Origin of the sequence: Halorhabdus rudnickae, assembly GCF_900880625.1 — an archaeon.
Classification (GTDB): domain Archaea; phylum Halobacteriota; class Halobacteria; order Halobacteriales; family Haloarculaceae; genus Halorhabdus; species Halorhabdus rudnickae.
The window spans coordinates 178,303-204,017 of the sequence record NZ_CAAHFB010000005.1 but is presented as its reverse complement, the minus strand read 5'-3'; the positions used below and the strand labels follow the sequence as shown (position 1 = coordinate 204,017).

Sequence of the window (25,715 nt, the reverse complement as noted above, 5' to 3'; positions counted from 1 at the left end):
TCCAAACGTGAGTGAGTAACTCGAGAGAGAAGAGGGGTAGAAGGTCTGCAAACTACTATACCTCCAGTTTTCTCAGGATATAGACCCTCTAACGGGCAATCCTACGTTAATATTTAAATATGGGAAGTTTTATTAGCAACATCTTCTAACAACAACCGCAAACTAGTTAGAAGTGATGAGAAATATAACCTTAGATATGTTTCTCAGAATCATTGTAACTTTGATAATACTTTCCTTAATCGGTTAGCTGATTAACTCTCCCCTTCTATTTCCGCAGCTTTAGTCCTTCTAAGACTGGTTCTTTGCTGCCTGGCTTCTGGCTTCCTCTTTCTCAGCCACGCAGTTTACTCTGTCATGAGGGGAGGGTGTGTTCGCACCGAGTTCGATCGAACCCACCCTCGTAGTTTACTCTGTCATGAGGGGTGGGGGCGGACTCCTTCACTCACGCCGGAAGTACGAATAGGTATTCTCCGCAAGGAACTCGTCTGGATTGATGCCGACCTCTTCAGCCACTTCCTCGAGCTTCTTCGGATCGAGATCCATTGCTTCCATAGGATCAGCCCCAGCCTCTTCGAGCCGTTCCGTCACGATCTGGGTGGGGCTCTGAACGAACGTCCGCGAATTGGAAACTCTCGATAGCCCTTCGAAACTGTCCCCCACTTCAACGTGTTCGGATAGCACGGGTTCGACTTCCTCTTTCCGAGTATCCTCGGCTTTGCTCTCGATTTCTTTGATGACCTTCACTAGCTGGGCGATCGTCTCTGGCTCTGCCTGGTCCAGATCCTCGTCTTCGATCTGTTCCAAGGCCTCGATCCCCTCCTCCAGGTTGTTCGAAATCTCTTCGAGTGTCGAATCTACTCCAGCTTCGAAATCTTTCAAGCTCATATTCGTAGTGACCTCCTCACGCGTTTAGATCATAGAGCGGGTTTAAAATTAATCTTTCGATAGTGGTTAGGTTTTAACCACACCTACAAACCGAAACACTACCGAAACACTTATTATAGACCCACTCTATGCTTTGGATACACAGGAGGTCGCTACGAATATGAGTGTCACACAGTCCAATTCGGTCAGTTTCGAAGAGTACCCTTTCGACCAAGGCGACGAAGTCTTCGCCGACTGGCGGGAAGGGATGTCCTCGGAAGACGTCATCCACGGCGAGATTGAGGAGATTCACCGCAGCGCCGGCGAGGTGGTCGTCCAGGTCGTCGACCACGAGAACGAGCACTTCGCCGGTGGGAAAACCTACGACGCTGCGCCGGAGTGGATACTCACTCCAGCGGTCGAACCCGACGACTGACTATACACTTGGTAGGGCGATCGTCTACCCTACGAGGTCCTCGACCGCTGAAAATCCTCGAGGACCTCGTCGACGAACAGCTTGAAGTATTCTCTTGTACTCTTCCTTCTACCCCACTCGCTTTTGATGCTATCCAGATGCTTGAACGTCCACTCAGCACCGGCAGGTCTTGGATGTGGGGCCGGATACCAGCGGAACCCGATCTCGTCTTGCACGTGGACTCTGAAGCCGCTCTCGCCGCTCCCTTGTGCCATAGCTTTGGTTTTCATCCTGGGTAGGCCGAACACCTCGCTGAATTCCGCCCCGCCGCGGGTCGTGATCGTGATGACGGCCTCGGGATCGAGTGCATCCATCTCTTCATACAGGTACCCATCGAACTGGCCAGCGCCGGCACAGTGTCTCCTGGCCCGATCGTTGCTCTCGTCGTATTCGATCTGGTTGCACTTCCGAACTTGAGTGAAGTGACCGTCAAACTCCGACTCTTCGACAGCTGTGAAGAGTGGTTCGGCGAATTTGAGTGTCCCGTTCACCGCATCCATGATCGACTCGCTCCGAACGTCCTCGAGATCTGCTTCTCGCTTGTTCTCATCCGCTGGGTGATGGTCCCCGTCATCCTGGGGCGGTCCAGGCCCTTCACCGACGATAACGATCTCCGGGTCCGCATCCCCGTATGCGAATAACGGGCGGTGATCGAACGAGCTCGTTCGAGATCCTGCCTCGCCGTGATAGTCCTCACGCACTGACCAGTGTGCCGGACAACCTTCGCACCGACCAGCCCCACCGTTCGGCCGTGTCCAATTACTCCAGAGAACATAGTCGACTTCGGGAAGTGGCTTACTCATCCGACCGGTACTTTTGGGGGATTTCCACAAGAAACTGAGGGGGGTGGCCGGCGATTTACGCTTCGATCGACGGCGCTTTCGGCGCCTCACCGAGCTCCTCGACGAGAACATCGTCTTCTTTGACTGTCTCGTCGATCGTTCCAACCGGGTTGGCAGGGACGAGTACGAAACGATCAGCTTGGGGGATAGCACGGAGCGGCATGTCGAGCGACCACCGTAAACCACGGACAGCGGCCTTTGGGACCGAGACTGCGTACTGATCCTTTCGCGGGCCACTACTGTCTGGACTGTAAGCGTTCAGCGACCGCGTTGCGAGGTGGGGATCGTCGATGTCCCCGTCCAGGTTGAACGCGAGTCCGAGCGTCCCGTCGTCGACGATGAGCTCTACAGTCACCTCTTGCCGCGGCTCAAACCCGTATGCTCGAGCGTAGTCGAGCGGCACCTCGTACCGCAGTGACTCGATCAACTCTGAATCTCTGGAGCGTGAGGGCGTAAGGCCGCTTTCTGTGAATTTCTCGTCGAGGTCAGCGTGATCTGCTTGCGAGGAGACCACTCCACCGATCGGTGTCAGCGAAGGCCGGGTTGTGATGTCGATTGTGACCCGACCCGGGTCGATACCGTCCATATCACCACTGGTGATTTCATCCTCGATCTGTTCAATAGAGAACTCGTGTAATGGCTTGCCGTCGATATAGACCGAGAAGTAACTCAGGACCACCTCAGCGTTGTTTGCGAGGGACTTGAGCCCCGAGATCCTCGCCAGGGCTGACGGGACTCGGAGGGTGAAGTTGTCGTGTTCTTCGTTGTAGTGGACCTTTCGTCCGGCAATCTGGGACCCTTCGTGGAACTCCACGTGGAATCCCAGTCCGAGGTCATCTTCGTCCCAGTAGGGGTACATCACGGCAGCGTAGTCGTCGGAAAGGGCGACGAGATCTTCGACTTGGGTCGGCACCCCCATCTTGATATAGTCTTCACCGTAGACTGGCGTTTCGAAGTGGGGCGGTTCATCCCCGTCCGTGGCTGTCGGATCGATTATTGGCATGTCTATCTGACCATAGAGGGCCTTCACCAATAAGTCTTTCGGCAGTAATTGGGTTTTACCTAACCCCACCCTTCGAACGGGGTATCCTGGAGAAGAGATTTCACATCAATTCGACTTCTGCCCACTGACTCGGCGCACTGATGTAGAACGTCCCATTGATCTCGACCAGGTCACCTACTTCGAGGCTCCGCGTCTCGGCTTCGATGAATGCTTCGCTCTCCTTACCGCTCCCTCGGTTCCACTTGTGCCAGACCTCCGAGAGCCCACTCTGGACGCCGGCGTCCTCGTCAGCGCCTACTGTGACACTCTGAGTGCCGACTTCTTCGTAGAGGCGTTCGAACGTGGCTTCGGCGAGCTCGAACCCGTCAGTCTTCAGGCTCTTGTAGCCTTCTTCCCGAATGGCCATGCGGACTTCAAGAGCGATCTTGCCGTCCGTGTCCGACCGGTGATCGCCGCGGTGTAGCTGGTAGATCGTTGCCTCGTCCTTGGCTTCGGTCTGAAGTTGTTCCTTCATCGTAGTGACCTCCATCACATCTATACCATATAGCGGGTTAATAATAAGTGTTTCGGCAGTTCTTAGGTTTAGAGTTTTGGCGAATCCGGTCGACAAGCACCCACGCGGTTTTAAAACCCAAGCAGTCTGATCGTTTCATATGGTGGGTGACCCACTTTCCGCGGGGACAAGTGGTATCGTCCTTCAGGTAGCTGGCTTCCCGGTCGTCAAACTCGTCCTGATCGCTGCGGCGATCGCTGCGGCGATCGTAGTCCTCAAGGTGGTGATCGGATTTACAGCCCGGATCGTGTACGGGGCGGGAATGGCTCTAGCAGTGCTGGGTGCTCTGTGGGTCGTTTCCCCGGAAGCCTTCAACCGAGTGGTCGATACGGTTACCGGATTGCTTTGATTCTCATGATGGACGTCATCCTCACGATCTTGACGCTGGTTGTTGTGGTACTCCTCTTCGGTGGCCTATTCTTCTACCTCGAGTACCGGTACGATTCCCAGGGATCAGTACGCAATTGGTGGGTCTATCTTATCTGTCGACTCGCCCTCGCTTTTGCTGGCGGAGCCGTCGGCGCTTACGTGGTTGCCAGGGCAGGCCTAATCCAAGAGCACTACAGTTACTACCTCGTCGCAGGGGTCTTCTCGTTCCTCGTCGAGCTCGTCAGCAAGATACGATCTCTCCGAAATGACGACATCGAACCGCTGGCAGATTTCGAAGATGGATAACTTCTACCGTCTAAATCGTCTGGTTTAGGTCCTTATTCGATTAGCTCTCGCGTTTCTTGGTATAGCGATTGGTAAACCAGCGGGGACCTTGCCGCCTGGGACTGGTCCTTAAGCGACCGTCTCCTGATACGGACCGTTACCTTTCTCCCGAAGAGCGGTGTCGAGAAGGTTCTCTTCGGCGAGTTCGGTGAGCGGTTTGTTCAGCTGCGTGTCCCCCAACATGGTGACCGCCCACGTCTCTTGGCCGGCCGGGTTCGGCATTTCCGTCCACTCCGGCGACCATCGGCGATCTTCTCCGGCGCCGTCGGCCCATGGCCCCTCATCCGTCCCGTAGAGGAGCTTCTTGATGAGCTCGTTCTGTCCGTCAATATCCGTCCAGTAGTACCCATTCTTGTCGTGACCCGCTTCTTCGCGCTTCTCTTCTTCTCGAATATAGCAGTACTCGACGATGAAACCGCCGTCCGCATACGCGGATAGCATGGTTTCGTCCTCGCCCGGCTCACCATCTAGCCGGTAGAGAGTGATCGCGTTGTAGCCGCCCATGTCGACCATGCTCCGGATTCGATCGACGCCCTCCTCTTCGAAGTTACCGGTGTTCCCGAACGTCCGAACCAGGGTGATGACCGGCTCCAGGCTCTTCTCGTCGATCAGATGCCGGGCTAGCTGCGACGGAAGCCGCTCGCCCGAAAGGTCGTACCCGTACTCCGAAAGGAACGCACGTGGCGTGACGACCGCGTCCTCGTCCCATGACGGCTCTTCTCGAGGGAAATCGTCATCGTAGAACCGAAGCTGCTCTTTGAGAGACCGTTCGTCGTTTGAAACTCCGCCGGAATCGGAACCGCTCGTTGCCATACTTTCTCGACCTCCTACTTTGTCCATAAAGTGAGATAATAATAAGTTTTTCGGTAGTAATTAGGTTTAGAATCAGTCAATAACACTCGATAGGTTATCTTCTGAATATCGTTTTCCATTCAGCGGTTAGATGCCCGACTACCGGTATATTGTGGACTTTCCGCTAGTCGAAACTATTCGTCCAGACATCCGCTTGCTATCCTCAGTCTTCGTCGGAATCTTCGTCAGTCAGGTCTTCTCCCGGCTGAACAGGCTCCCAGAAATCATCCGGAGAGGGATGCCACATGTCGATCTCGCGAGCTCCGGGGCCGCCGATCACCTTCAGCGAAACCGTCCCCTCGGGCAGTTCCCGTCGGCTGTCCTTGTGGAGGTTCCAAGTCGTTTCGTTCGAGAATGTGACCAAGACCGCTTCGTCGGTACCGGCCTTGTCTTGGGCCTGCTTGATTTCGACCTGCGTGTTGCACGCCTCGCAGAACACGCCCTCGAACACGATATGGTGGAACTCCCGGCTGCCGCACACCGGGCACCACAGGAAGTCGAACAGGTCTTCGCTGTAGCGCTGGGTAACTTCGAGACTCGAACCGTCGGAAGTGTATTTGCTGGTCGCCATCGTGTACCTCCTGTTTGGTTCATGGAGTGGCTGTATAATAAACCTTTCGGTATCAAATAGGTTTAGAACTCAAGGGTGGGTATTTTGTGAGAGTGGTTAGAATAATAGGCTAAGAGAATGCTTCACCGGTGGTTTGACCGCTTTTGGATCCATAAGATGCCGATCGTGTTGTTTACCGGGGGAACCATACTGATAGTCATGGACTTGGCTACTCTGTTCTTCAGGTCGCTCCCTACTTTTCTTCAACCGCCCCTTGGTCTGGGTCTAGGGCTTGTGTATCTGGTTCTTGGCGCGATAGATGAGTGGGCGATCCAGCAACAGCAAGATCTACGGAAACGGGAGAATCAGCTAGAGGGCATCCCGTAGGTATCTCGACGTGCTCAGACTACTCGCTGTCGACGAATCGATTATCGAAGCCGAAAAGAATTGTCTCCCAGTCGACGACCTCCAGGCCGTTCCCGTCGACGGGGCGTAGATCGACGCCTCGCTTGTGGGGCCCGGACAGTCTGACTTTCTCTTCCCGTTCGGTGTCGTAGTGAATTCCGCGATCACCGTACCCGAACTTGTACTCTCGGATGAGCTCGAGTTCGCCGGCGAAGATTCTCTCTCGCGCTCTGCTTCCGAATAAGCCGCTCTCGGTTGCACTGGCAACTTCACCCTCTTTAGTCCGAATCCGGACCAATTCGGCATCGTGAAACCCGTTATCAGGGAGTTTCGTCACGATAAGGTAGTCGAATGGGCCATCATTGTCTTCGAACATCTGGCCGATCCGAAACTCGTGGTGATCGACTATCTCGATGTCGGTCAACTCGAAGAAATCGTAGACTGGAAAGCCGTCTTCGTTCGCCCCTTCACGTCGCCCCACGGTGACGTACTCTCCGGCGCTGCCGTCGTGGTACCTGATCTTGTATCGGCCTCCTTGGGGACCTTTCAGCTTGGCCCACGCACTCCCGAAATTACCTTCATGCAGGCCTTCCTGTCGCGTCACTTCGAGTGGCTGCACCCGATCGTTGAAGAGGATCCGGTCGCCCGTCCTGACTCGGTCGATAACCTCGAGCGCCTTCTTCTCGATCTCGCTCATGTCGCACTCGCTCGTATCGACGGTTGCAGTCATTTCATCCACCTACGTCAGTAAAAGAGTGCATATATATTAAGCCCTTCGGTAGTAATTAGGTTTGTGGTACCTGGGTACAGCTGTCTACACCGGGTTGTATTCGATCTCGTCAGTCCTGGTCCGGGTTGATCTCCCAACTTCGAACGCGCATCCGGAGGTCGGGCTCTGCGTGGACCGCTGCGCCGCCTTCCTCAGACGAGAAACCGATCATGACTTCGTCGGCGTCCATCATCCCCTCAGCCACTCCCTTCATCATCTGGGCGACGCTCGTCCGGGCGTCCGATTCTAGCTGATCGAGCTCGAGGATCGCGAAACTGTGTCCAGTATCGACGAGCACCCGCCGGAGTACTCTTCCACCGACGCGCCGGCGCTTTTCGATCTCTTTCTTGTCGACGCCCATCTCCAGGAGCGCCGACTTTACCAACTCCTCACTGTCCTCGACCGTCCTCGCGTCGACGGCGACGACGTCGCCGCCGAGACGATCTCGGAGGACCGCTTCACGATCTTCCGCCGTTCCACCGTACACCTCCACCCCGTACCCTCTGGCTCCGTGCTCGAATTGCCGTTCCCCCGTTTCGTCCAGATCTAGCGATGCCATGAGCCTAGTATCTCCCCGGGGTTTAGAAATATCCCCGCTCGTCGAACGTCCGTTCTCGGCGTTCGTCTAGTCGGCGTTCTGCGGCGGCCTCCGCTCGTGCGGTGGTCGCTTCTTGATCTTCGTCCCCTTTCTCAGACGGTGGTTCCTCGTTCCCCGGTGCTTGTGAGACGAAGTATTCGGCGCCCGCTTCGTCTTCCAGAGCCCCGGCGACCGCCTCGGCCTTCGCCTCCGAATCGAAGTACGTACCCACAACTTCGTTTCCGTCCTCCGCCCGCTTGATCCAGTAGCGTTGTGCCATCGATGGTGACCTCCGGTGTATCTAGACAATAGAGCGAGTTAATAATAAGACTTTCGGTAGTAATTGGGTTTTCACCTATGGCGAAGCAATCGCTTTCCGTCGGCTAGTGCCGGTGGACTTCAACCATACTGACGGCCAATACGCCGCCACCGGGCATATCGTTCTTCGGGATGTTCCGCTCCAGACGCTCCCCTACCGTCTCCACGTCTACCGAATTCGAGTAGTTGTGGCCGCACTTCTTGAAGCGCCATTCACCGTCCTCGACCCAGTAATAGCGCGTTGCACCGGGCGCTGGCGGCTGGATTCGGAGCGCTTGACCGTTTTCCAGGGTGGCTTCGTTAGCTTCCTCGAGAGAGTCGATCTGTGTCGCCATTTCAATCACCTCCTCGACTAGATTAAATAGTGGTATTATAATAAGTCTTTCGGTAGCAAATAGATTTGTACCGTGGTGGTCGATGAAGCTGTCGAATATTTTCATTGAACAATTCAGGGCCCGACTCCCGGAAAATTGGGGTTGAACGGAAGGAGAAAAATACTGAGATCGACCTCGGTTGATCGGTCACCGGTCGGGCTTTGCTTCGAGCGCTAGTGCCCGTAGTTGGGCGCTGTCTGGTGAACCGTATTTCCGGCCTTGTTGTCCCACGGGAAGAATGAGTCTCGTCGCGTGCCGTTGTCTTTGTCGCCATCTACGTAGGGGTAACTCCCTCGGAAAACGGGATCGCCGCCGCTGTCGCGGACCTGAAGCCGAAACTCATCGCCGTACTGTTCCGCAGTCGGTCGAACGGATTCGGACCCTTCCTCAACAGAGACGCGCTCACCTTTGACCATCCGGGCCTTGACCGTTTTCCCCGTCCCGCTGACCTCCGTGATCTGGGCGAGGTTGACATTCGTCTGGCCGTAGCCCCACGACGTGTAGATGAAGGTGCCTTCCCAAGCGTCCGAGACTGTCGCGCTGTCCCCGCTCGGATCGAAGTGCTGTTCCTCGGCCTGGCCACCGTCAGTCAGTGCCATTTTGCCGAAATCCTCGAGGGCGGTTTGTTCCATCGTTGTGACCTCCTGCGTATCTAGTCCATAGAGCGGGATTATAATAAATCTTTCGGCAGTAATTAGGTTTATACAACCCCTCCGCGGCCCCATCGAAGCCAGAAAAACAGGGGTTCTCGACCTCGATCGGGGGAGTCATTGTGGGGACTTCCCAGAAAGCCAGGGTTCGGGCGAAAGGCGATCAGGGAAGATCCTTCGTGTGCTCACAGTGGTAGTCCGTACAAGCGAGGAACTGCCCATATGGGCCATCCTGAAGGGTGAGGGCAGAACCACACTCATCGCACCACGGATCGCTGTCGTAGTCCCGCCAGCGGGCCATGAGGTCCGCCATCTTCTCGCGAAGGTTGCCTGCCCACGTCTTGAGTCGAAGTGTTTTCTCGCGGCCACCGATCGGTTCGTCGGCCTCTTGATGCCAGACGACACAACGGATGGCGTCGTTGCCACAATCACGGGCGGCACTGGCCCCTTCTTGGATCGTCGAAAACACCCGGATCGTGAGGTGATCGACAGGGAGCGGGATGTCGTACACGAGCTCGCTCGCGGCATCGTAATCCACTCGCTCGTATTCAGCCATCTCGCCGAGATTTTGCTCGAATTCCGCTTTCGAAATCCGGTGGTACTGTCGGCCCCTTGCCGTCGAAGTATCGTGTTCGGCCATCGTGCGACCTCCTGCTAGGACCATAGAGAGTTATTATAATAAAACTTTCGGTAGCAATTGGGTTTAGCTGGTCGGTGGACGGCCCCTTCTTCGGAATCTCAATCTCCAGGCGATGCGCAACCCTCAGTCTTCTCCGGCGTAGACGATCGTCTCTTCTCCGCACGCCACACACTCCAGAAGAACGGGCGTCTCGCCGTCTGATGGGTCGCCTTCTTCTTCGATGGTCTCGACGGCGTCCGGCCCGGCGAGTACCTCATTCGGCGTAAAGTGCTCGCCACACTCACACTCGGCCGGCCAATCGATCGAGCGGAGCGCGTCGATCGGCGGGAGGGGTGCGTACTGATTCGCGTTGGTATACTCGTGTTCACCGGGTTCCATCAAGCCCTGCGAAACCGCCGAATGGCGTTCCTGGACGGGGTTTTGCCACGAAATGTCGATTGCCCGGTACTCCACCGTGAAGCGGAGCCCGCAGTCCTCACACCTGACTGCGACCTCGTGATAGTCGAACGACTGGGGGACCTGTTCACCGGCGGGATCGAGCTCGCCGTTGCAGATCGGGCATCCGACATCGAGCGCTGTGTACGTTTGGACATCCTCGCCTTCTGACTGTCCGTCTTCAGTGTGTGTCTTGCTCATTCGTAGTGACCTCCTCACGCATCTAGCTCATGGAGCGTGTTAATAATAAGTATTTCGGTTGTAATTAGGTTTACAAGGGCGATCGTTCGAGCAACCGCGTGGCCGATCGCCGCTTACACCGTTTCGACGAGCGTCGTTTTCCAATTCTCCGACCGGCAGCAGGGCGTCAGTAAGCCGTCGTCGCTGTCGACCATCTGGGGGCCTTGCCGGGGAAGGTCCTCTTGAGAAACCGGAATGCGCGTCGTCTGACCGCAATCTGAACATTCCGCTGCGACGTCCACCTCGGCCTCGTAGCTGACCGCAAGTGTGTCCGTTGTGACGGCCTCGAGCTCGTCGAAGCGGCCGACGCCCATCTTGAAGTATACAGTCCCTTCGTCCGGGTCGTGCGAAATTCCGCGCGTCTCGGCGAAATCGGCGGACGGGTTACGCCGACTTTCGCCATTCAGGATGACGTCGTAGGGCTCCGCGAGCGACGAGCTCGCGTAGTTCTTTACATCCGGGTAGGGCCCTTTGGTGATCGTGATGTGCTTCAGCATCGTCCCCCACGACCGTTCGATCTTCACGGCGATCGTCTCGCCTTGATCGAGACTGTATAGGAGTTCGGCGATCTCCGCAGGTTCCGAAACCCATTCTGGTTCGTCCGTCCCGCCGACCTCGAGCGTGTTTAGGTCCATCGTTGGCGACCTCCTGTATAGTCCATAGAGCGGGATTATAATAAGTCTTTCGGTAGTGATTAGGTTTGTAATAGTGGCCAAAGCCCACGCTCGAGGTTTGCGATCACCGGCCAATCTCTCGGGATTACTGTCTACTCGTCCGTGATCGCCTTTCGGGCGAGTTCGACGAGTTTCTCTTTCGCGTCCTCGATACTCTCGAACTGTTCGGATTCGATGGTCGCCGCGTTCTCTGCGCTGAGCTTCACCCTGAAATGCCGGTTCTTAACCGCTACAGCGCTCGTCCCCGACGACTTCCGAATTGAGAGTCGCTTTCCGTTCTGATGTCGATACAAGACCTTGTACGTCCCGTTCGCCGTCGCTTCGAACCCAGCGATCTCTTGGGGGAGCTCGTGCGTTGTGTGGCTGCTGAGCATCGTTGGTTTCACGGTCCCATCATTCTCCTGCATGATCTCGACGGCCTCGTCGAACGCTTCTTCACGTTCTTGGGGCGGGCGACGGCGCAGCGCACCACGTAGGGGATCGTGCTCGATGACGTACCCGTCGTAATCCTCCGGACTCTCAACCGTGAGCGTCCCACTCTTGTCCTCTCGCTCCCATGTCGCTCGTTCTCGGCGGTCTCCGTCCGTCCCGCCGATCGTATGCTCTTCGAGCGTCCAGGGACCGGGCGGCGAACCGTTGAGCGGGTCGAACCGGTCACTGTCTTTCGGGTATGGACCTCCGCGTCCGTATAGTGAATCAGACTCCGCCTCAGCTTCGAGTTCACTTTGAGCCATCGTGACCTCCTACTCGGACTATAGAGGGATATTATAATAAGTCTTTCGGTAGTTTTTGGGTTTAATTATTATCTGAAAATGATATATTATCTATATTATGGATGTCATCTATCACGTATAATCTCCTTCTCAACCCTTCTATTGGTAGAGTTAACTTCTTTCTATTAATCCAGCGTCAAGATTCCCATCAAGGGAATATTTCGCAATGGGTTGGGAGAAAGTATCCGTTTGGCGTGCGATCGGCGTTTATCATTTCCACGATCGACTTCCTAAGTCTCGAGTACGTCGGTGTATTCAGTCATTTTTCCGCCATCTCTGGATAGAGATGACCAGGTCTAGGAGTACGACTCCCCCCAGGGCGATATATAGTACCATCGCGACAGCCCCGAGATCCTGGCCCCGCAGCCACTCCTCGCCGGCGAACAAGAGGACGAAAATCCCGATAGCAGCTACCCAGCTGGCCGAGTTGAGGGTCGATCGGTCGAGGCCGAAGAGCGTTTTGTCGGTCATGAGTGTGTGGGTCGCTCGCCGCTCGCCCAACCCCTTTCGGGGTGGTTCGGGGCGTCAGCCCCGAGCTATGCGAGCAGTGCCCGCCCGATCCGGAAGAGGGCGTATGCGGCCGCCGCGAGTTTCGCGGCCACCGTCGCCCACTCCCGCAACCAGTCGGGCGGTGGATTGAGTTGGGTCATCACGACCCATCATATTCTATGCACTCCTACCCCTTAAACATGTCGGAATATTGTCAGGTAATTATACTTCCAATAATCTTACCACTGACCGGAGTCAACATTGAAATGGATTGAGTTGGGTCATCACAGGGATCGCTCCTGTGCTTTTACTCAACTTCGAGCATCGAACAGCGACGCGTCAGCGTCCTCAAGATGGCGCCTCGGGCCTCTTCATTGCCCTCGAGTCCTTCGAATTATCCAGTTAATCGCTAACGTCTTCGACGTTGAGCGGGGCGTGGCAACACTCTGAACCGTATTCGTTCGGGTTCTTGGTGACCTTCGAGGCTCGGTGTCGTTCACCGACTTTCTGACCACATTCCGAACAAAAGAGGAGATAACTCGGATCACTCCACTGCGGGCCTTCTAGGGGCGCGTCGATCTCGCGGGCTCGCGCTTTGAAACCGTCTCGGTGGTTCGACGTCCCGAATTGCTGGTATTGCTCGACGTGGACGAGTTCATGGCGCAGCGCTCCGCGGCAGTCCTCGGGCCCGATACTCTCGGCATCGAAAGCGTTCCAGGTGAGTTTCACCCGCACGTTCCGGTGCTCTTCGATGTCGGAACCCTCCGGGATCGGCACGTGCTCACGGATCTTCCCCCAGTCGATCGGGACGCCAATCGTCGTCCTCACCGGCAAATCCAGGGATTTCATCGCGGCGATGCGGGCCTTACTTCGGTCGGTCGTATCGACCTGGAAGGTGACGCGCTCGAGATCTACGTCCATGTCGTGCTCGTCGACGACATCCCGAGCGTATGCCTGGGCCCAGGCACGTAGATCGTCGGACGTTTCGACTGTAGCAATCGAATGCTGGTTTCCGTCGCGATCGGTGACGGACTTAGCCCCCTCGAACGCGCCAAGACTCCGCTGTGATGTGGCCATCGTTGAGTGACCTCCGGTGTATCTAAACCATAGAGAGTGATTATAATAAAGGTTTCGGTAGTGGATAGGTTTGAGTTAGGGGCGAAGGATCACCTATTTGGAAGGAATCAAATGGGGAAGACGATCCATCTGTCAGCTTTCGACCGCGTCCTCGGGTAGTAGCAACTCCCCGCGAGTCCGTAGCTGGTTGAGTAGTTCGTCGGCCGCTTCGTTCGTCTGTTCGCCGATCGCTCTGGTCTCGAGACCAGGGCCAGGGACCCGACCGTCGCTCCCGACTAGTTCGACCGCTTCGGAAGCATGATGGTGAGCAAGCGCCAGTCGGCGGAACAAGCCGTCTCTCATGATTCGTTCGACGACTTGCCTGTTGTGGGCCGATACGCCGTGATACTCGGCGACTTGCTCCGCCTGCGACCGGATCACAGTCTCATTGTCGGCCATCGTTCCACCTCAGGCCCCCGCCCGCTTCCGGGCCATCTCGGCCGACCGGTCGGAAATTTCGTCCGGACCGTCGACGTTGTCCTTCTTGATCGTCCCGACCATGCCGAAGTCGTGTCCGCATTCGTCGCACCGGACGAACACTTTGGCAATAGTCGGTTCGTCCTTCGTCCCCTTGCAGAGGGCGTCAGCGCCGCATTTCTTGCACGTCGCGTCGGTCAGCATGATCATTCTCATTTGTAGTGACCTCCGGTGTATCTAAACCATAGAGCGGTATTATAATAAATGTTTCGGTAGTCATTGGGTTCGTTAAAGTGGCCCGGACTAGCTAGCTCGGCCGCTACTCGAGTTCGTAGCCGGCGTGTCTGAGAAGGGCCTTCAACTCAACCACCGACATGCTCCGCCGTCGTTCGTCGTTTTCCGGGGCTAGATCGGCGATCGCCGAAGCCCGGCCGTCCTTCTCCCCGATACGTTCGATCGACCATTCCCTCCCATCCGGGTGAACGACCGTATCGCTCTCGGTGGGCCAGGGAACACTCTCCTGCTCGCTGTCCTCGCCAGTAGCAAACTCCGGCATAGCCATCACTCCCGTTCCTCGCGCCGAACCTCGTTGAACGCCTTGTGGATCGGGTTGGTTGTCGCCTTGACTTCCTTCGGCGGGGTGTCCGTAACGCTCGCGGCTTCAGCAAGCCGGCGCAGGTGCTCGAGCGCGGCCTCGAACGTCTCGAAGTCTACCCCGACCGGTTCGTGCGTTTGCAGGTCCGAAACCACCGTGCCGTACTCCTCGCCCGTTCGGATGTTGTGGCCCGACCCCTCTTCTCGAGTTTCCACGCTCTTGGTGACGTCCCACCGGCCTTCCCCCTTCGTCGTGATCGCGTACTTCTCCCGGATCGCCGGCAGGACCATGTCGTCCGTGGGGGTGTAATCCCGCTTGAAAACCACCGTGCTGTTGTTCGGACAGTCCCATACCTCGAACTCGCCGATCTCCTGGGGGACCTCTCGCGTTTCGTCGAACCCGTGGCCTACTGTCGCCGTGATCGTATCCTCGGCACTTTCCTCGCCGGTGGGTGTCTCACTGACTGCCATCGTTGGTGACCTCCGGTGTATCTAATCTATAGAGCTCGATTATAATAAGTGTTTCGGTAGTGATTGGGTTTAGGACTTATCTAAAATAGATCTGTCCTAGAAATCCGCGCTATTAGATACCTGCTGGTTGGGTGGCCCGTTGGTATTTCACCAGAAACCCGGTGTCCTGCCGTCACAATTGCGCTTTTCGAAAGCCCATTTCGAGCTCGTGGTAGCTGATAGCGGCGTCACGAACCGAGAAGAGGGCGGATTACCGTTCAATCGTGATGCTCGAGACACTACCCACAAACGGGTGGTGACCGCCCGTGAACAGGCCGACGTCCCCAAACTCGTCGTGCTTGACACGCATCGTCTGGCCGTCGTCCCGCTCGAAAACGATCGCGGGGGAGTTCCGGCGCGAGGGCGCTCGCCAGATGGTTCCCTCTTTCGAGTTCATCCCGTTGCCGTTCTTCTGGAGGTATTCGACGGTGATCCGGTCGCCTTCCTCCACGGTTTCGGCGGCTTCCCGAAGGCCCGTCTCCGCGTCGTCGATCTCGTCGATCTCCGCGGCGACAGTGGCGCCGTGTTTGTCGGCGACTTCCTGGAGGTGGTCCAGGGCGTCCGCGTCGACGATCCACTCCTCGCGACGCTCGTTCCACTTGTGGTGGGTCTGGTCCCAGTCGAGTTCGTCCTTGACGCCCTTCTCGATCAGCACATCGTAGGTGTCGCCGGCGAGGACCGCGCGCTGATCGCCGTACCGGTTCTCGAACGTCTCCTCGACCCACACGTCCGGCACAACGGTCTCCTGGGCCTCGAATTCGAACGTCACGCTTTCAGCACTTGCCCCTTCGCCGGTCTCGCCGTCGTCAGCAGTTGTTGACATCTTTCGTGACCTCCTACTTAGTTCATAGAGTGATATAATAATAATAAAGGTTTCGGTAGCAATTAGGTTTAACGAGGGCAGTATTATATATTAACTGATAGTAGTTAGACAGTCTACTCGGAACGTTGTAGAAGTCTATTGATTAGGATATCGGGGAATTAGGCTCTCTTTCCCCAGATTTGGCCCCGACTTCCGGATTCTTGCTTTGGTCTGTGGCTTCGAGAAAAAGACATCTGGCGTCCGTGCCCGGGGTTTTGTCCTACTGTTCCGGGGGGACCGCGCGGACTTGGGCGTCGGGGCCGTTCTCGCCCATCGGCTCGTCAATCGTTTCGAGTCGCCAGTCCCACGCTTCCAGCGTTTCCTGGACCATGTCGGTCCTCGATCGGACGCCGGCCGGCGTCTCCTCGGGAATGTCGACGTAAAGCGTCTCGTCGGCGTCGTCACTGTGTTGGACCATGCTGACGCCCGGGGCTATCTCGGCCTTTTCCGGCGTCTCACCGGGGCCGAGCTCGATTCGAACGCGAGTGTGGGTGTATGCCTCGTCGAGGATCTTCGCGACGGCCTCGACCCTGTCCACCTCGTCCTCGAGGTTGTCGACCGTCACCAGGTCGCGCTCCGTTCGACCTCGAAGGGCTTTCCGGGCGAGAGTGTCCAGCGTGTCCAGGCCACAGATAGCGCACGGGCCCCCACCGTTGCCGTGACGGAACTGAGAATCCTCGACCGTCCGTAGGTTCGACGTCGACAGATTCGCATCGTTCGCGCACCCTTTGCACACGTAAGCGTCCTTTCGAGAGTTCTCGAATCCAGTTGTAGCCATCGTGTGACCTCCTGTATGAACCATAGAGCGATACCATAATAAGTGCTTCGGTAGTAACTGGGTTTGGTATAGATATAAAGCATGTACGTTATAGGATGTATAGGAAGCATAGGATAGAATTACCTTCTATGCTGTAGAGGCAGTATAAGATGTATCGGACCACTCTACATTATAGGTTTTATAGAACAGATTGGATTTACCGGATGTATCCGAAAGATGTGCGTGCTATATTTCATCTACTGTATCTAAGTCGTATATAGCCCAATCTGACGACTCACGCCGGGATTGCTGCCAAGATTCACCACGGCATTCTCGAGAGTCTAGCCACGGCCACGAGCTCGCGATCGCTGGCGGGGATAGCTTCGACCGACCCACCGGTCACTCCCGGGCCCGTTCGCTTTTCCAGTTCTGCACGACTGCACGGGCGATTTTCGGGCGGGGCATCCCACAACTCCGGAGGGTGCTCTTCAGACTGTCCCGAACCGCTTCGATACGGCGCTCTTCGGCGATACTGGTTTTCGTGATCTCGTCGAAAACCCGGTCGACCACTCGCCGGGCCGCTTCCCTTGTCACCTCCCCTTCGTTCACGTCCCGAACGAAGTCATGGCTGTAGGCCTTGCCGGCGTACACTTGGAGGGCCATCTGGACGCCCTGGACGTCCCACTCTTCCAGGAAGTCCATCAGGCGATCGTAGTCGTCGTTAGCCATCGATTCACGCCCGTACTTGGGTTCGAGGTACCGCTCTTTGGCCACCTCGAAGAGTTTCATCCGAACGTATGCTTCCTTCACACGTTCGGCCGGCATCTCCTCGACGGCGTCGTCGTCCGAAAGGATGTCAGTGAGCGTTTCGTCCGGCCCGGGGGTGTAACATCGGTCGTTCATCGTAGCGACCTCCTAAGGCATCTAGTCCATAGAGCGGGTTAATAATAAATGTTTCGGTAGTAATTGGGTTTGAATTGCTGATCGATTCCTCGGTTTGACGCCTTCGTGCTACTCCCGCGAAAATTCGCCGGCGGTTCGCGTTCTATGCTTGCGTTCTCGAGGTTTTTCAGGTCCAGCGTCCCTTTTGGATCTGGTCGTTCGTGATCAGAACGATCCCGGCCAGGATCAGTGCTGACGTGCTCGTCCCGCTGGCGATAACGGCTGTTCCGAGGGCTGCGATCCCCAGCTGAAAATTCGATCGTTCGGCAGCCCAAGACGTCGACGTGTCGAGTGCTTTCTTCACTTCCGCGTGGAAAACCTTCGCCTTACCTACTATCGCGTTTTTCAATTCAGTTCTCGCACCGGCCGCAACTGCGTTTTCTGGCATTCGTAGCGACCTCCAATTGTCTTGTAGAGTGTCATATTAATATATCTTTCGGTAGCTAATAGGTTTGGATTGACTCTATCAAAGAGCGCTGCTGAATGTAGCTTGATCTTATTTCTGATTTGGCTATTAGAAGTCCCACCGAGGGAATATTGTCGGGTTTCAGGATGCGGAATGAAGAAGGGATCAGAGCTCGGTTGGCTTCGATTTTGAAGCCTGGCGGCGTCAGAAGAAATCAGAAGGGGGTTAGCTGTCCGCAACCCCGTAGATCTCTGCCACCCGCTTGTTCCCCTCGAGAATTCGCTGGACCTGAATGTCACTGAGAATCCCGCCTTTGGCTTTTGCAGCGACGATCCGCACGGCGACGTCGTCGAGTTCCTCCCGCTGTTCATCGTCAACCCCGACCGAGGCCATGATCATGCTGCCGAACGACTGGCGCGGTCGTTCGAATTGGCTGATCGACTCTCGAAGGTACTTCTCCGGGGCACCGGTCTTGACGTGATCGCGGTCCATCATACCGCAGCCCTGCTTCTTGGGTCGCTGGAGACGGAGGAACCAGTTTTTCGCTGTTTCGTCCTCCAAGTTCTCGAAAATCGGCTTTCCGTGCTCTTCCCAGTTCTCGCGCTGCTTCGGAGTGAAGTCCTCCTTCAGTTCCTCGATGTCGGGCTCTTCGAGTTCTTCCGGCCGGACGCATGTGGTAACGCTCATCTGTAGTGACCTCCTTACGCATCTAGTTCATAGAGTGGGGATATAATAAGTGTTTCGGTAGCGATTGGGTTTAGAATTGGTGTGATAAGGTTACTGTAGGTAAGGGCTCTCTGGCATCTCAATCCGAGAAATCATCTAATTCTTCTCTATGTAAAACCCAATTGCTACCGAAACCTTTATTATTAACCCGCTCTATGGACTAGATGCCTTAGGAGGTCACTCAAAGATGGCAACTCACGGCTACGGTTACGGAATGACGTACAGTCAGAAGTTCAAGATCACGTTCGCCTTCATGCTGATCCTGGTCGGCTACGCGGTCCCGCTGCTGCACCTTTGGCTCTGAGGGGATTCCTCGCCAGGGCGCACTGCGCACCCCTTGGCGCGATCCCTGGCCAGTTAATCGACAGTACCGGCCACACGTTGACCGCGTCTCCTGACGTCGTCTGGGCCCCGTCGCCGTACTCGAGCTCGTTCTCCCCTCCCTTCGGCCCTTCGCCCGTCCAAAATTGCCGATCGTTCGAACGGCCCACTAGATTGTTCGAGGTTGCCGTTCTCTACATACGGCCAGGGTTGAATTCCGCGTCCGTGACGGCCATCCCTGCGTCCGTAGGTAGAAAAACGGCGCTTCTCTCTTTCTGGGCGGTCTTGACCTTCTCGGGCTTGATTGTGATCTGATTTGCTTTGGCTCTCTCTACTGAATCTTTATTTCTAAGAAGTTCTTCGGTGGTGGCCTGGTTTTGAATATATCTCTATGCTCTCTGTCTTCTAATTCCGGTAGTTAACCGCTCTCCTCTCTATTCTATACTATATCTAAAACTGTCATATCCGGTAGATGGCCTCACTTCCGGATTATTACGCAATTTGAGATTATGGAATAAGCTATCGTCCGGTGGACTACGTCGAGATCTCGAGCAAACGGTAGGGGAAAGAGCGGCCGGCTTCCCTACGCGTCGATAATCTCGCGGTCAAGTGCGTCCGGGTAGTGGCCTGGCGTGATATCGCCGGCGTCGTTGTCCCAGAAGTGGGGTTCGATCCCGGTGTCTTCGGCGATCGTCTCCAGGTACGGCTCTGCTTCGGACAGGGTTAGCTGCCGGCGATTACCCGGATCGCACGCCAGCCACACACCGAAACTCTCGTCAGACTGGGCCCGGACTCCAGCCCAGTGCTCCCCTTCGACACTCTTGGTGTCGGAAATGTAGGTGATCATCTGGGCCATGATCTCGGCGTCGTACTCGTCGCTCATGCTGAACCGGAGGACCTCAGTCTTCCCCAGTTCGTCCACGAGAGTCTCCTGGAGATCTCGGCGAAACTGCCGAGTTTCGATCGCCGAGAACTTCGTCGTGTCTCGAACGATCGACAGAGCGACGTCGTCCGTAGGATTTGAGATAACTTGCCAGTTCCCCCGGTTGTCGATCCCATCGTGGTAGCCGTTCAGCTGGCGCACACTCCGCCGGGAGAGCTCATCCGCACCGATCACGTTGACGACCGTCCAGGAGGTGTCCTGAGTGAGATTGAACACGGTTTGGTGAGATTTGCCGTTCGTTTGGCTGGTACGCGTTCGGTTCCCCCCGTGACTCTCGCGTTCACCGGGGGGGACAGTGCCGGTTGTTCTTGCGCTCATATCTAGGGTCGCCATTCGGCCCTAATAAACCCACGCTGTCAAATTGACATGACTGGAATCGGAGAAAACCGCCAGAAGAGCGTCCGAAAGGCCTGATTCACTCGGCGTTTCGGTTCTTCCACGCCTCGTGGGCCGTATTCGTTCGAGTGATCTTGCCCTCGCGTTCCTTCTCCCGGATATCCTCGACATCGACCTCTTCATCGGGTTCGTCGTTGTCGGTCCCGTAGGAGACAGTCACGCTCACGCTGCCGTCTTCCATGACCCGCACTTCCGTCACTTCGAATTCCCGGTGGGCCGGTTTGGGAACCTCGGCGTCGTCGGCGAACTCCCACGTCGATCCACCTTCGATGACTGCCAGGTTCTCTTCCTCGCTTTCCATCTCTCCACCGGTGGCGGTAGTGACTGACATCCGTAGTGACCTCCTTCGCATTTCATTCATAGAGTGCTATTCTAAAAAGTCTTTCGGTAGTGGTTAGGTTTGGTATGTATATAGTATAGATGACGCATCGACCTTAGATAACAGATATACACGCCCAATTTTATCGATGTTCGATGCTGCCTCGCTATCGTCCGAAACCTCTGCCCGCTCTCACAGCCGCGCATCCTGCCGAGAAATCGATCCGGGGGTTAGACGTGTATCCCGGCGTCTTTACGACTCGGCACGATCTGCGCGCTGTTCTTGCCCCTCCTCGGCCCTGTTGTCGCGCACCCGTTCCTCGCCGACGCTCGCATCGGGGAGTGCCGCCGCTACACGCTCCTCGACGTCGGCGTACACCCGGCGCATCTCGTCGGCCTCTTGGACCCTCGGCTTGATCGATTCTCGCCAGCCCCGCTCGGTCCCGACCATCTGCCCACTGCCCGCGACGACCGCGTCGGGGCCCCGCTCCAACACGTTCGGCGACAAGAGACTCACCGTGAGCAAACGTAACGGGGAATCACCGGTCACCTCGACCGCACGCTTCGACTCCCGGGCGAGCATCTCCAGGTCCTCGAGGAGCTCGTCGATCAACACGCCTCGGCCATCGTTGAAGTACTGGTTACAGTACACCGCTGCATACGGGTACCCAAGCTGGTCGATCGTCCGGTAGCACAGTTCTCGCTCCGCCGGCGTCGTCGTTTTCACGAACGGGATCACCCGCGTCTCGAGGCCGTGATCGGCAATATGATTCGCCACGGTGACCGTCCCGGTCATGCACTCCTTGGTCTTCTCGTAGCGTTTTGCGTCGTCGAAGTCCCGATAGTCCGACCGATCGGCCGGGATATGGAAATCCGGCTCAAATTCCCGTACAATGTCGATCTCGCCGCGTCGATGCCCATTGTCCTCCAGTGGGATCGGCGCGTTCCGATTATCGATCACGTTCGTCGACGTGATCACAGTCGTTTCCTCGGGGAACCAACTCTCTGCCGTCTCCCCACGCTTCAATAGCCGGTTTGCGTGGTGGTACTTCATGATCGCATACCGCGGCTTCACGGCTTCGAGGAAGTCGTGATGCCCCCGCCCTGCCTCCACCAGAGCAACCGCACCCTCCGGATACTCGCTCATCGTCCGTCCGTATGGGGGCCGAACAATTAGTAGTACTCCACGGCCCCCATCTCTCGGGCCGACATCACGGCATTCCGTCGCCCTCGCCACCGACCGTTTCGTTGAAGTGGTCGATCGTCGCGTCTATCAGGTCGTCTATCGTGCTATCGTAGTCACTTGCTGCGTCTCGGGCGGCACTTTGAGTCACCGCCCAGAGCACCGACCGCGTGGCACGTCGGTACTGTTCATCACCACTACTGGCCTCGTCACCGCCTTCACTCTCACTTGTCTCTCCGTCTGGCTCCTCGTCCGTCTCCTCGTCCGTCTCCTCGTCGACATCGCTGTGCTCGTCGTCGACGCTCTCAACATCCGTATCTGTGACCGGTTCGATCTCACCGCCAGCCCCGCCGGCCGCTTGCCCGCTGCTGGCATCCGCGGCTTCGATCTCTCCACCGGGTCCCTCACCGTCTTCGGCCGCCTCGATGGGGCCTTGGTCTTCGATCGCCTGGATCGTCTGCTGGGCGTCGTCGTAGGCGTCACTGTCACCGGCGTCCTCGACGTCGTCGTCTTCACCACGGCCAGGCTTCCGTGATCCCTTCCCCCGCGTCCGTGCCGATCCACTGTCGTCGCTACTCATTCACCCTTCCCTCCGACCTCCGTACTAGTCGCTGACTCTCCGCCGCTCTCCGTACTACCCACGCCTTCTGACTCCGCCGGCGATCTCTCCGTACTCGCTGACGCACTGGCTTCCTCACGTTCGGTACGGGGCACAGACAGCGCCTTCGCTACGCGCTCCTCGACGTCACCGTAGATCCGCCGCATCTCCGCGGGCTCTTGCTTCATCGGCACTACCTTCTCCCGCCACCCTCGGCGCTGGCCCACCCACAAACCACTCGCGGCCTCGACGTTCTCCGGGAACCGCTCAAGCACCTGGGGGGACAGACAGTTCAACACCATCAACCGGAGGGGGCCGTCGACGCTCTCGACCATCTCCGCGCTCTCCTCGGCGATCAATTCCAGGTCCTCGACGAGCTCGCCGATCCCTATCCCCGTCCCATCGTTGAAATACCCGTTCGCGTAGAGTGCCGCGTACTCAAGACCCAACTGTTCCATCGTCCGGTAGCAGAGCCACCGCTCTTTCGGCGTCACCCCCTTCACGAACGGAACGATCTGCGTATCCCACCCACCGTCTGCGATATGATTCGCCAGCGTCACCGTCCCGGTCATGCACTCCCGGACATGCTCGTACCGTTCCGCATCCTCGAGGTCCTGGTAGTCCGACCGATCGGCCGGGATGTGAAAGTCCGGCCCGAACTCTCGTACGATATCAGCCTCTCCGCGCTTGTGCCCGTTCCCCTCGATCGGGAGCGCCGCGTTCTGATCGTCGCGAATCGCCGTCGACGTGATCACAGTCGTCCCCTCGGGGAACCAACTTTCCGCTGTCTCCTCCTGCTTCAAGAGTCGCCGAGCGTACTGAATCTTCAACAGCGCGTAGTCTGGTTCGACGCTTTCCAGGAAAGTCCTGTGAGCTACCCCCGTTTCCACCTGTGCTATCGCGCCTTTCGGAAAGCGAGATGTAGATCGCGACATCGGTTTCTCTGTCTCACTCTCCCTTTGACGCTCTTCCCCAAAAAAGTACGTAGACGCGATATACTTGTCCGACTGGGGGATTGTTGCGCTTGTAGATGGGAGAAAGAAGGTGGGCGACCGCGCCGCCGCCGAGAGAGCGCTTCGTCCGGGGGCGAAGTCAGGCTCGAGACACAGCTGGGGGGCCACCCGGCGAAAAGCTAGAGTCCCGAGACGCGCGCTTGCAGTCTCGGGGATGCGGTAAGCTCTAATGGCCCTGAATCTACTGGCCTCTGGCCTTCGGCTTTTGCTCTGGGTTCTGCCCCCTGGCTTTCTGCTATATCTTTCTGTGCTTCTCCTGAGGACACAATGCCCTAGCTGTTGCCACTGACCACGCTGAAAACCGCCTAGCCTGGATACACTGCTACCGCGATGCCGCTGACCACCGTGGAGATATGCCTAGCCTGGAGACACCGCTGTACCGATGACGCTGTCCTAGTGAAGAGTTCGCTGTCTCGCTGGTCTGCTACGCTGATGCCGCTGGTGTCCTCGAGGATCTGTTGATTGCTGTCCTGCCTGTACCCCTGTGACTGTCACTGTCGAAGAAACGCTGACCCCCCCGGCTCTGGCTATACCGATGCCGCTGACCACCGTGGAGATTTGCCTAGCCTGGAGACACTGCTATACTGATGCCGCTGTCCACGCTGTAGTAACTCCTAGCTTGCTGACATAGTGTTCAGGGTGCCACCTCCCTGGATCCTCGAGATCTCATTGACCCCCTGGCTCTGGCTATACCGATGCCACTGTCCACGCTGTAGAAAGACCTGGACCCCCTAGTCTGCTAAGTCGATGCAGCTGTTGTCTGTCTTTCACTATTGCCCCTCTGGCTTGGTGTGCTACTGCCACTGACCCCAGTTTCAGGAAACTGGTAGTTAATCCTGGATTGCGCTGCTGGCCACCCCCTCTCCTGGCAGTGCTTCTCACCTGCCTCCCAGGGTAGACCTAGCTGAATATTCCCTTTGCTGGTGACCGCTGTCTACACCGCTGGTGGATCCCCATTGAGCTCGAGATCTGTGTCTCTCACCCTGTATCAGAAACCTGGGACTTTTTCCCTCTCCTGTTACTGCTGTCCTGGCTGAGATTGTTATCTCCTGATGGCCCCCACTGAGGACTATGACCTGCTGGACTTCTCTCTTCTTATCACCATGTTTACTATGCCTTCGCTACTAGCTCTCTGTGAAGTATATACCTCTGTGAGGTGCTTGCGCTGCTAGCGCTGACTTTCTTTGATTACCTCTTTACCCTGTTAAGGGGGGTGGCTCTACCCTTATTTCCTGACGATAGGTTCCAGGGGTTGGAAATATACCCCGGTTCTAACGGTAATAATCTCCGTTGGAATATACACGGGTATAATTTCTTGCGGTTTCATTTGCGGTATGAAAAAATAACCATTATAGAAACAATAGGGTTATAATAACCGTAATAATTTACACCTGTTGAAATTCTAACGGTAATAGTTACCGTCAAAATATACAGGGGTAGAAATAATAACCCTCAATATCACCATTAGAATGGCTGCGGGTATAAACCTCCAACGGTTATTATAACGGTAGTTTTTTACCACCCTACGAATATTATACGGGTGGTGAACAGTAGATGGCTCGGAAGCCGAAGAGCGCCCTTTCGCCCGAAGATGTAAAGTTCCTTAAGATAGTGAGGGAGATCAACGAAAACCCAGATCAGTACCCGAATACAGATGTTTCGGAGGTGCCGGCGAATACACGGAACATAAATCAGGAATCTGATCTATCTTCGAGTCAGGTGACCTATCGAATCCGCCCAGACTCGAGGGGATTCGAGGAGATGGGGTACGTTGAGCTCCATGATGCGCGGCCGGGTCTGGAGGGTGAGTCCCCCCGTTCAGTCGAGGTCACTGACGAGGGGCTCCGGGCTATTCAAAAATGGGAGGATAGTTATACTTCCATCGAGATAGGTGGCTCGGATACCAAGCCCCAATCGGAATTCGATTTCGATCTTGAGGGTGGTGAGACGGGAGAACTAGAGGATGCGCTTGCGGACATTCAGAATCAGATCGAACACTTGTCCACCCGGGTTGATCACGTCGAGACCGGTGATGACATTCCTGGTGAAGTGTCTAATCGCTTAGATAGTATTGAGGCTGATGTGGATCGGATCCAAGATGCCATCCAGGGGGAATACGGTGCTGTCGATGATGTCCGTGCTGAACGACTCTCTCAGACCATCGATCTCGTGATCCTGTATCACAACATCTTCCAGGATGTCTTCGGCATCCCGATGGAGGAGATCAGTGAAGAGGTCTCGTTCGAGGAAGCGAAGGCGAGGGTTCGGGATCATCTCGGTATCGAGGAAAGTGACTTCGACCCGATCGAAGAGAGCGAGTCTTCCCCGATGGATCTCGACGACGAATGATCAGTCGGCTTCCACGGTGAAGATCACCGGGAGTGAGAAACATAATCCCGGTCCTTCCAATCTGAGC

The 25,715-nt window shown here is 56.3% G+C and carries 35 protein-coding genes; 4 read left to right on the top strand and 31 right to left on the bottom strand.

Annotated features, from left to right (window positions below; genetic code table 11):
* Positions 1 to 438: 438 nt before the first annotated feature.
* Positions 439 to 885 (bottom strand): hypothetical protein, encoded by a 447-nt coding sequence (locus tag BN2694_RS14390; RefSeq protein WP_135666808.1) that lies wholly within the window; start codon positions 883 to 885, stop codon positions 439 to 441.
* Positions 886 to 1,045: 160 nt separating this feature from the next.
* On the opposite strand from BN2694_RS14390, the gene BN2694_RS14385 reads away from it, so the two are divergent.
* Complete coding sequence (locus tag BN2694_RS14385) at positions 1,046 to 1,300, top strand: hypothetical protein (RefSeq protein WP_135666806.1); 255 nt, start codon at positions 1,046 to 1,048, stop codon at positions 1,298 to 1,300.
* A 29-nt stretch (positions 1,301 to 1,329) separates the two neighbouring features.
* On the opposite strand, the gene BN2694_RS14380 is transcribed toward BN2694_RS14385, so the two are convergent.
* The 3 genes from BN2694_RS14380 to BN2694_RS14370 all read right to left on the bottom strand — a co-directional run bounded on the left by BN2694_RS14380 (position 1,330) and on the right by BN2694_RS14370 (position 3,698).
* The gene (locus BN2694_RS14380; protein ID WP_135666805.1) at positions 1,330 to 1,839 is read right to left on the bottom strand and encodes a hypothetical protein; all 510 of its coding nucleotides are present in this window, start codon (positions 1,837 to 1,839) and stop codon (positions 1,330 to 1,332) included.
* Positions 1,840 to 2,197: 358 nt separating this feature from the next.
* Positions 2,198 to 3,184 (bottom strand): hypothetical protein, encoded by a 987-nt coding sequence (locus BN2694_RS14375; protein WP_135666803.1) that lies wholly within the window; start codon positions 3,182 to 3,184, stop codon positions 2,198 to 2,200.
* A 100-nt stretch (positions 3,185 to 3,284) separates the two neighbouring features.
* Positions 3,285 to 3,698, bottom strand: coding sequence for a hypothetical protein (locus BN2694_RS14370; RefSeq protein WP_135666801.1), 414 nt, complete (start codon positions 3,696 to 3,698; stop codon positions 3,285 to 3,287).
* A gap of 139 nt (positions 3,699 to 3,837) precedes the next feature.
* Between BN2694_RS14370 and BN2694_RS14365 the strand changes: the two genes are divergently transcribed.
* Complete coding sequence (locus tag BN2694_RS14365) at positions 3,838 to 4,086, top strand: hypothetical protein (protein WP_135666799.1); 249 nt, start codon at positions 3,838 to 3,840, stop codon at positions 4,084 to 4,086.
* Positions 4,087 to 4,094: 8 nt separating this feature from the next.
* On the top strand, positions 4,095 to 4,412 hold the full coding sequence (locus tag BN2694_RS14360; protein ID WP_167880051.1) for a hypothetical protein: 318 nt from the start codon (positions 4,095 to 4,097) through the stop codon (positions 4,410 to 4,412).
* 108 nt (positions 4,413 to 4,520) lie between these two features.
* Here the strand turns inward: BN2694_RS14360 and BN2694_RS14355 are convergent, their stop codons facing one another.
* The 27 genes from BN2694_RS14355 to BN2694_RS14220 form a co-directional block, all read right to left on the bottom strand.
* A complete protein-coding gene (locus BN2694_RS14355; RefSeq protein WP_135666795.1) occupies positions 4,521 to 5,264 on the bottom strand; it encodes a hypothetical protein in 744 nt (247 codons plus the stop codon).
* 202 nt (positions 5,265 to 5,466) lie between these two features.
* Positions 5,467 to 5,874: a DUF7567 family protein gene (locus BN2694_RS14350; RefSeq protein WP_135666792.1), complete on the bottom strand. Its 408-nt coding sequence runs from the start codon at positions 5,872 to 5,874 to the stop codon at positions 5,467 to 5,469.
* 385 nt (positions 5,875 to 6,259) lie between these two features.
* Positions 6,260 to 6,988, bottom strand: coding sequence for a hypothetical protein (locus tag BN2694_RS14340; RefSeq protein WP_135666788.1), 729 nt, complete (start codon positions 6,986 to 6,988; stop codon positions 6,260 to 6,262).
* A 109-nt stretch (positions 6,989 to 7,097) separates the two neighbouring features.
* Complete coding sequence (locus BN2694_RS14335; RefSeq protein ID WP_135666786.1) at positions 7,098 to 7,586, bottom strand: hypothetical protein; 489 nt, start codon at positions 7,584 to 7,586, stop codon at positions 7,098 to 7,100.
* 22 nt (positions 7,587 to 7,608) lie between these two features.
* Entirely contained in the window at positions 7,609 to 7,884 is a 276-nt protein-coding gene (locus BN2694_RS14330; RefSeq protein ID WP_135666784.1) for a hypothetical protein, read from the bottom strand.
* Between the two features lie 103 nt (positions 7,885 to 7,987).
* The gene (locus tag BN2694_RS14325) at positions 7,988 to 8,257 is read right to left on the bottom strand and encodes a hypothetical protein (RefSeq protein ID WP_135666782.1); all 270 of its coding nucleotides are present in this window, start codon (positions 8,255 to 8,257) and stop codon (positions 7,988 to 7,990) included.
* 212 nt (positions 8,258 to 8,469) lie between these two features.
* Positions 8,470 to 8,928 (bottom strand): hypothetical protein, encoded by a 459-nt coding sequence (locus BN2694_RS14320; protein ID WP_135666780.1) that lies wholly within the window; start codon positions 8,926 to 8,928, stop codon positions 8,470 to 8,472.
* A 181-nt stretch (positions 8,929 to 9,109) separates the two neighbouring features.
* Complete coding sequence (locus tag BN2694_RS14315; protein ID WP_167880050.1) at positions 9,110 to 9,586, bottom strand: topoisomerase DNA-binding C4 zinc finger domain-containing protein; 477 nt, start codon at positions 9,584 to 9,586, stop codon at positions 9,110 to 9,112.
* Positions 9,587 to 9,709: 123 nt separating this feature from the next.
* Entirely contained in the window at positions 9,710 to 10,222 is a 513-nt protein-coding gene (locus BN2694_RS14310; RefSeq protein ID WP_135666776.1) for a hypothetical protein, read from the bottom strand.
* Between the two features lie 113 nt (positions 10,223 to 10,335).
* Positions 10,336 to 10,896, bottom strand: coding sequence for a hypothetical protein (locus BN2694_RS14305; protein ID WP_135666774.1), 561 nt, complete (start codon positions 10,894 to 10,896; stop codon positions 10,336 to 10,338).
* A gap of 131 nt (positions 10,897 to 11,027) precedes the next feature.
* Positions 11,028 to 11,669 carry a hypothetical protein gene (locus BN2694_RS14300; RefSeq protein ID WP_135666772.1) on the bottom strand — a complete coding sequence of 214 codons (642 nt, stop codon included), beginning with the start codon at positions 11,667 to 11,669 and terminating at the stop codon, positions 11,028 to 11,030.
* Between the two features lie 294 nt (positions 11,670 to 11,963).
* Positions 11,964 to 12,179, bottom strand: a complete 216-nt coding sequence (locus tag BN2694_RS14295) for a hypothetical protein (protein ID WP_135666770.1) — start codon at positions 12,177 to 12,179, stop codon at positions 11,964 to 11,966.
* Between the two features lie 420 nt (positions 12,180 to 12,599).
* Positions 12,600 to 13,274 (bottom strand): hypothetical protein, encoded by a 675-nt coding sequence (locus tag BN2694_RS14290; protein WP_135666767.1) that lies wholly within the window; start codon positions 13,272 to 13,274, stop codon positions 12,600 to 12,602.
* Positions 13,275 to 13,406: 132 nt separating this feature from the next.
* On the bottom strand, positions 13,407 to 13,712 hold the full coding sequence (locus BN2694_RS14285; RefSeq protein WP_135666765.1) for a hypothetical protein: 306 nt from the start codon (positions 13,710 to 13,712) through the stop codon (positions 13,407 to 13,409).
* Positions 13,713 to 13,721: 9 nt separating this feature from the next.
* Positions 13,722 to 13,946, bottom strand: a complete 225-nt coding sequence (locus BN2694_RS14280) for a hypothetical protein (RefSeq protein ID WP_135666763.1) — start codon at positions 13,944 to 13,946, stop codon at positions 13,722 to 13,724.
* 103 nt (positions 13,947 to 14,049) lie between these two features.
* Positions 14,050 to 14,292: a hypothetical protein gene (locus BN2694_RS14275; protein ID WP_135666761.1), complete on the bottom strand. Its 243-nt coding sequence runs from the start codon at positions 14,290 to 14,292 to the stop codon at positions 14,050 to 14,052.
* The gene (locus tag BN2694_RS14270; RefSeq protein WP_135666759.1) at positions 14,292 to 14,795 is read right to left on the bottom strand and encodes a hypothetical protein; all 504 of its coding nucleotides are present in this window, start codon (positions 14,793 to 14,795) and stop codon (positions 14,292 to 14,294) included. The genes BN2694_RS14275 and BN2694_RS14270 overlap by 1 nt, the downstream gene beginning before the upstream one ends.
* A 250-nt stretch (positions 14,796 to 15,045) precedes the next feature.
* The gene (locus BN2694_RS14265; protein WP_135666757.1) at positions 15,046 to 15,657 is read right to left on the bottom strand and encodes a hypothetical protein; all 612 of its coding nucleotides are present in this window, start codon (positions 15,655 to 15,657) and stop codon (positions 15,046 to 15,048) included.
* Positions 15,658 to 15,916: 259 nt separating this feature from the next.
* On the bottom strand, positions 15,917 to 16,474 hold the full coding sequence (locus BN2694_RS14260) for a hypothetical protein (RefSeq protein WP_135666754.1): 558 nt from the start codon (positions 16,472 to 16,474) through the stop codon (positions 15,917 to 15,919).
* A 378-nt stretch (positions 16,475 to 16,852) separates the two neighbouring features.
* Positions 16,853 to 17,356, bottom strand: a complete 504-nt coding sequence (locus BN2694_RS14255) for a hypothetical protein (RefSeq protein ID WP_135666752.1) — start codon at positions 17,354 to 17,356, stop codon at positions 16,853 to 16,855.
* Between the two features lie 166 nt (positions 17,357 to 17,522).
* The gene (locus BN2694_RS14250) at positions 17,523 to 17,783 is read right to left on the bottom strand and encodes a hypothetical protein (RefSeq protein ID WP_135666750.1); all 261 of its coding nucleotides are present in this window, start codon (positions 17,781 to 17,783) and stop codon (positions 17,523 to 17,525) included.
* Between the two features lie 243 nt (positions 17,784 to 18,026).
* Positions 18,027 to 18,488 carry a hypothetical protein gene (locus BN2694_RS14245; protein ID WP_135666748.1) on the bottom strand — a complete coding sequence of 154 codons (462 nt, stop codon included), beginning with the start codon at positions 18,486 to 18,488 and terminating at the stop codon, positions 18,027 to 18,029.
* Positions 18,489 to 19,431: 943 nt separating this feature from the next.
* Positions 19,432 to 20,109, bottom strand: a complete 678-nt coding sequence (locus BN2694_RS14240; RefSeq protein WP_244605470.1) for a hypothetical protein — start codon at positions 20,107 to 20,109, stop codon at positions 19,432 to 19,434.
* Positions 20,110 to 20,206: 97 nt separating this feature from the next.
* Positions 20,207 to 20,518: a hypothetical protein gene (locus BN2694_RS14235; RefSeq protein WP_135666746.1), complete on the bottom strand. Its 312-nt coding sequence runs from the start codon at positions 20,516 to 20,518 to the stop codon at positions 20,207 to 20,209.
* A gap of 240 nt (positions 20,519 to 20,758) precedes the next feature.
* A complete protein-coding gene (locus BN2694_RS14230; protein ID WP_210408993.1) occupies positions 20,759 to 21,652 on the bottom strand; it encodes a hypothetical protein in 894 nt (297 codons plus the stop codon).
* Positions 21,653 to 21,716: 64 nt separating this feature from the next.
* Positions 21,717 to 22,268 carry a hypothetical protein gene (locus tag BN2694_RS14225; RefSeq protein WP_135666744.1) on the bottom strand — a complete coding sequence of 184 codons (552 nt, stop codon included), beginning with the start codon at positions 22,266 to 22,268 and terminating at the stop codon, positions 21,717 to 21,719.
* Positions 22,265 to 23,221: a hypothetical protein gene (locus tag BN2694_RS14220; protein ID WP_135666742.1), complete on the bottom strand. Its 957-nt coding sequence runs from the start codon at positions 23,219 to 23,221 to the stop codon at positions 22,265 to 22,267. The genes BN2694_RS14225 and BN2694_RS14220 overlap by 4 nt, the downstream gene beginning before the upstream one ends.
* Positions 23,222 to 25,060: 1,839 nt before the next feature.
* On the opposite strand from BN2694_RS14220, the gene BN2694_RS14215 reads away from it, so the two are divergent.
* Positions 25,061 to 25,648 (top strand): hypothetical protein, encoded by a 588-nt coding sequence (locus BN2694_RS14215; protein WP_167880049.1) that lies wholly within the window; start codon positions 25,061 to 25,063, stop codon positions 25,646 to 25,648.
* Positions 25,649 to 25,715: the final 67 nt, after the last annotated feature.

Coding starts and splice junctions, on each gene's coding strand:
- BN2694_RS14390 (WP_135666808.1), bottom strand. CDS start 885: ATGAGCTTGAAAGATTTCGAAGCTGGAGTAGATTCGACACTCGAAGAG.
- BN2694_RS14385 (WP_135666806.1), top strand. CDS start 1,046: ATGAGTGTCACACAGTCCAATTCGGTCAGTTTCGAAGAGTACCCTTTC.
- BN2694_RS14380 (WP_135666805.1), bottom strand. CDS start 1,839: ATGGATGCGGTGAACGGGACACTCAAATTCGCCGAACCACTCTTCACA.
- BN2694_RS14375 (WP_135666803.1), bottom strand. CDS start 3,184: ATGCCAATAATCGATCCGACAGCCACGGACGGGGATGAACCGCCCCAC.
- BN2694_RS14370 (WP_135666801.1), bottom strand. CDS start 3,698: ATGAAGGAACAACTTCAGACCGAAGCCAAGGACGAGGCAACGATCTAC.
- BN2694_RS14365 (WP_135666799.1), top strand. CDS start 3,838: ATGGTGGGTGACCCACTTTCCGCGGGGACAAGTGGTATCGTCCTTCAG.
- BN2694_RS14360 (WP_167880051.1), top strand. CDS start 4,095: ATGGACGTCATCCTCACGATCTTGACGCTGGTTGTTGTGGTACTCCTC.
- BN2694_RS14355 (WP_135666795.1), bottom strand. CDS start 5,264: ATGGCAACGAGCGGTTCCGATTCCGGCGGAGTTTCAAACGACGAACGG.
- BN2694_RS14350 (WP_135666792.1), bottom strand. CDS start 5,874: ATGGCGACCAGCAAATACACTTCCGACGGTTCGAGTCTCGAAGTTACC.
- BN2694_RS14340 (WP_135666788.1), bottom strand. CDS start 6,988: ATGACTGCAACCGTCGATACGAGCGAGTGCGACATGAGCGAGATCGAG.
- BN2694_RS14335 (WP_135666786.1), bottom strand. CDS start 7,586: ATGGCATCGCTAGATCTGGACGAAACGGGGGAACGGCAATTCGAGCAC.
- BN2694_RS14330 (WP_135666784.1), bottom strand. CDS start 7,884: ATGGCACAACGCTACTGGATCAAGCGGGCGGAGGACGGAAACGAAGTT.
- BN2694_RS14325 (WP_135666782.1), bottom strand. CDS start 8,257: ATGGCGACACAGATCGACTCTCTCGAGGAAGCTAACGAAGCCACCCTG.
- BN2694_RS14320 (WP_135666780.1), bottom strand. CDS start 8,928: ATGGAACAAACCGCCCTCGAGGATTTCGGCAAAATGGCACTGACTGAC.
- BN2694_RS14315 (WP_167880050.1), bottom strand. CDS start 9,586: ATGGCCGAACACGATACTTCGACGGCAAGGGGCCGACAGTACCACCGG.
- BN2694_RS14310 (WP_135666776.1), bottom strand. CDS start 10,222: ATGAGCAAGACACACACTGAAGACGGACAGTCAGAAGGCGAGGATGTC.
- BN2694_RS14305 (WP_135666774.1), bottom strand. CDS start 10,896: ATGGACCTAAACACGCTCGAGGTCGGCGGGACGGACGAACCAGAATGG.
- BN2694_RS14300 (WP_135666772.1), bottom strand. CDS start 11,669: ATGGCTCAAAGTGAACTCGAAGCTGAGGCGGAGTCTGATTCACTATAC.
- BN2694_RS14295 (WP_135666770.1), bottom strand. CDS start 12,179: ATGACCGACAAAACGCTCTTCGGCCTCGACCGATCGACCCTCAACTCG.
- BN2694_RS14290 (WP_135666767.1), bottom strand. CDS start 13,274: ATGGCCACATCACAGCGGAGTCTTGGCGCGTTCGAGGGGGCTAAGTCC.
- BN2694_RS14285 (WP_135666765.1), bottom strand. CDS start 13,712: ATGGCCGACAATGAGACTGTGATCCGGTCGCAGGCGGAGCAAGTCGCC.
- BN2694_RS14280 (WP_135666763.1), bottom strand. CDS start 13,946: ATGAGAATGATCATGCTGACCGACGCGACGTGCAAGAAATGCGGCGCT.
- BN2694_RS14275 (WP_135666761.1), bottom strand. CDS start 14,292: ATGGCTATGCCGGAGTTTGCTACTGGCGAGGACAGCGAGCAGGAGAGT.
- BN2694_RS14270 (WP_135666759.1), bottom strand. CDS start 14,795: ATGGCAGTCAGTGAGACACCCACCGGCGAGGAAAGTGCCGAGGATACG.
- BN2694_RS14265 (WP_135666757.1), bottom strand. CDS start 15,657: ATGTCAACAACTGCTGACGACGGCGAGACCGGCGAAGGGGCAAGTGCT.
- BN2694_RS14260 (WP_135666754.1), bottom strand. CDS start 16,474: ATGGCTACAACTGGATTCGAGAACTCTCGAAAGGACGCTTACGTGTGC.
- BN2694_RS14255 (WP_135666752.1), bottom strand. CDS start 17,356: ATGAACGACCGATGTTACACCCCCGGGCCGGACGAAACGCTCACTGAC.
- BN2694_RS14250 (WP_135666750.1), bottom strand. CDS start 17,783: ATGCCAGAAAACGCAGTTGCGGCCGGTGCGAGAACTGAATTGAAAAAC.
- BN2694_RS14245 (WP_135666748.1), bottom strand. CDS start 18,488: ATGAGCGTTACCACATGCGTCCGGCCGGAAGAACTCGAAGAGCCCGAC.
- BN2694_RS14240 (WP_244605470.1), bottom strand. CDS start 20,109: ATGAGCGCAAGAACAACCGGCACTGTCCCCCCCGGTGAACGCGAGAGT.
- BN2694_RS14235 (WP_135666746.1), bottom strand. CDS start 20,518: ATGTCAGTCACTACCGCCACCGGTGGAGAGATGGAAAGCGAGGAAGAG.
- BN2694_RS14230 (WP_210408993.1), bottom strand. CDS start 21,652: ATGAGCGAGTATCCGGAGGGTGCGGTTGCTCTGGTGGAGGCAGGGCGG.
- BN2694_RS14225 (WP_135666744.1), bottom strand. CDS start 22,268: ATGAGTAGCGACGACAGTGGATCGGCACGGACGCGGGGGAAGGGATCA.
- BN2694_RS14220 (WP_135666742.1), bottom strand. CDS start 23,221: ATGTCGCGATCTACATCTCGCTTTCCGAAAGGCGCGATAGCACAGGTG.
- BN2694_RS14215 (WP_167880049.1), top strand. CDS start 25,061: ATGGGGTACGTTGAGCTCCATGATGCGCGGCCGGGTCTGGAGGGTGAG.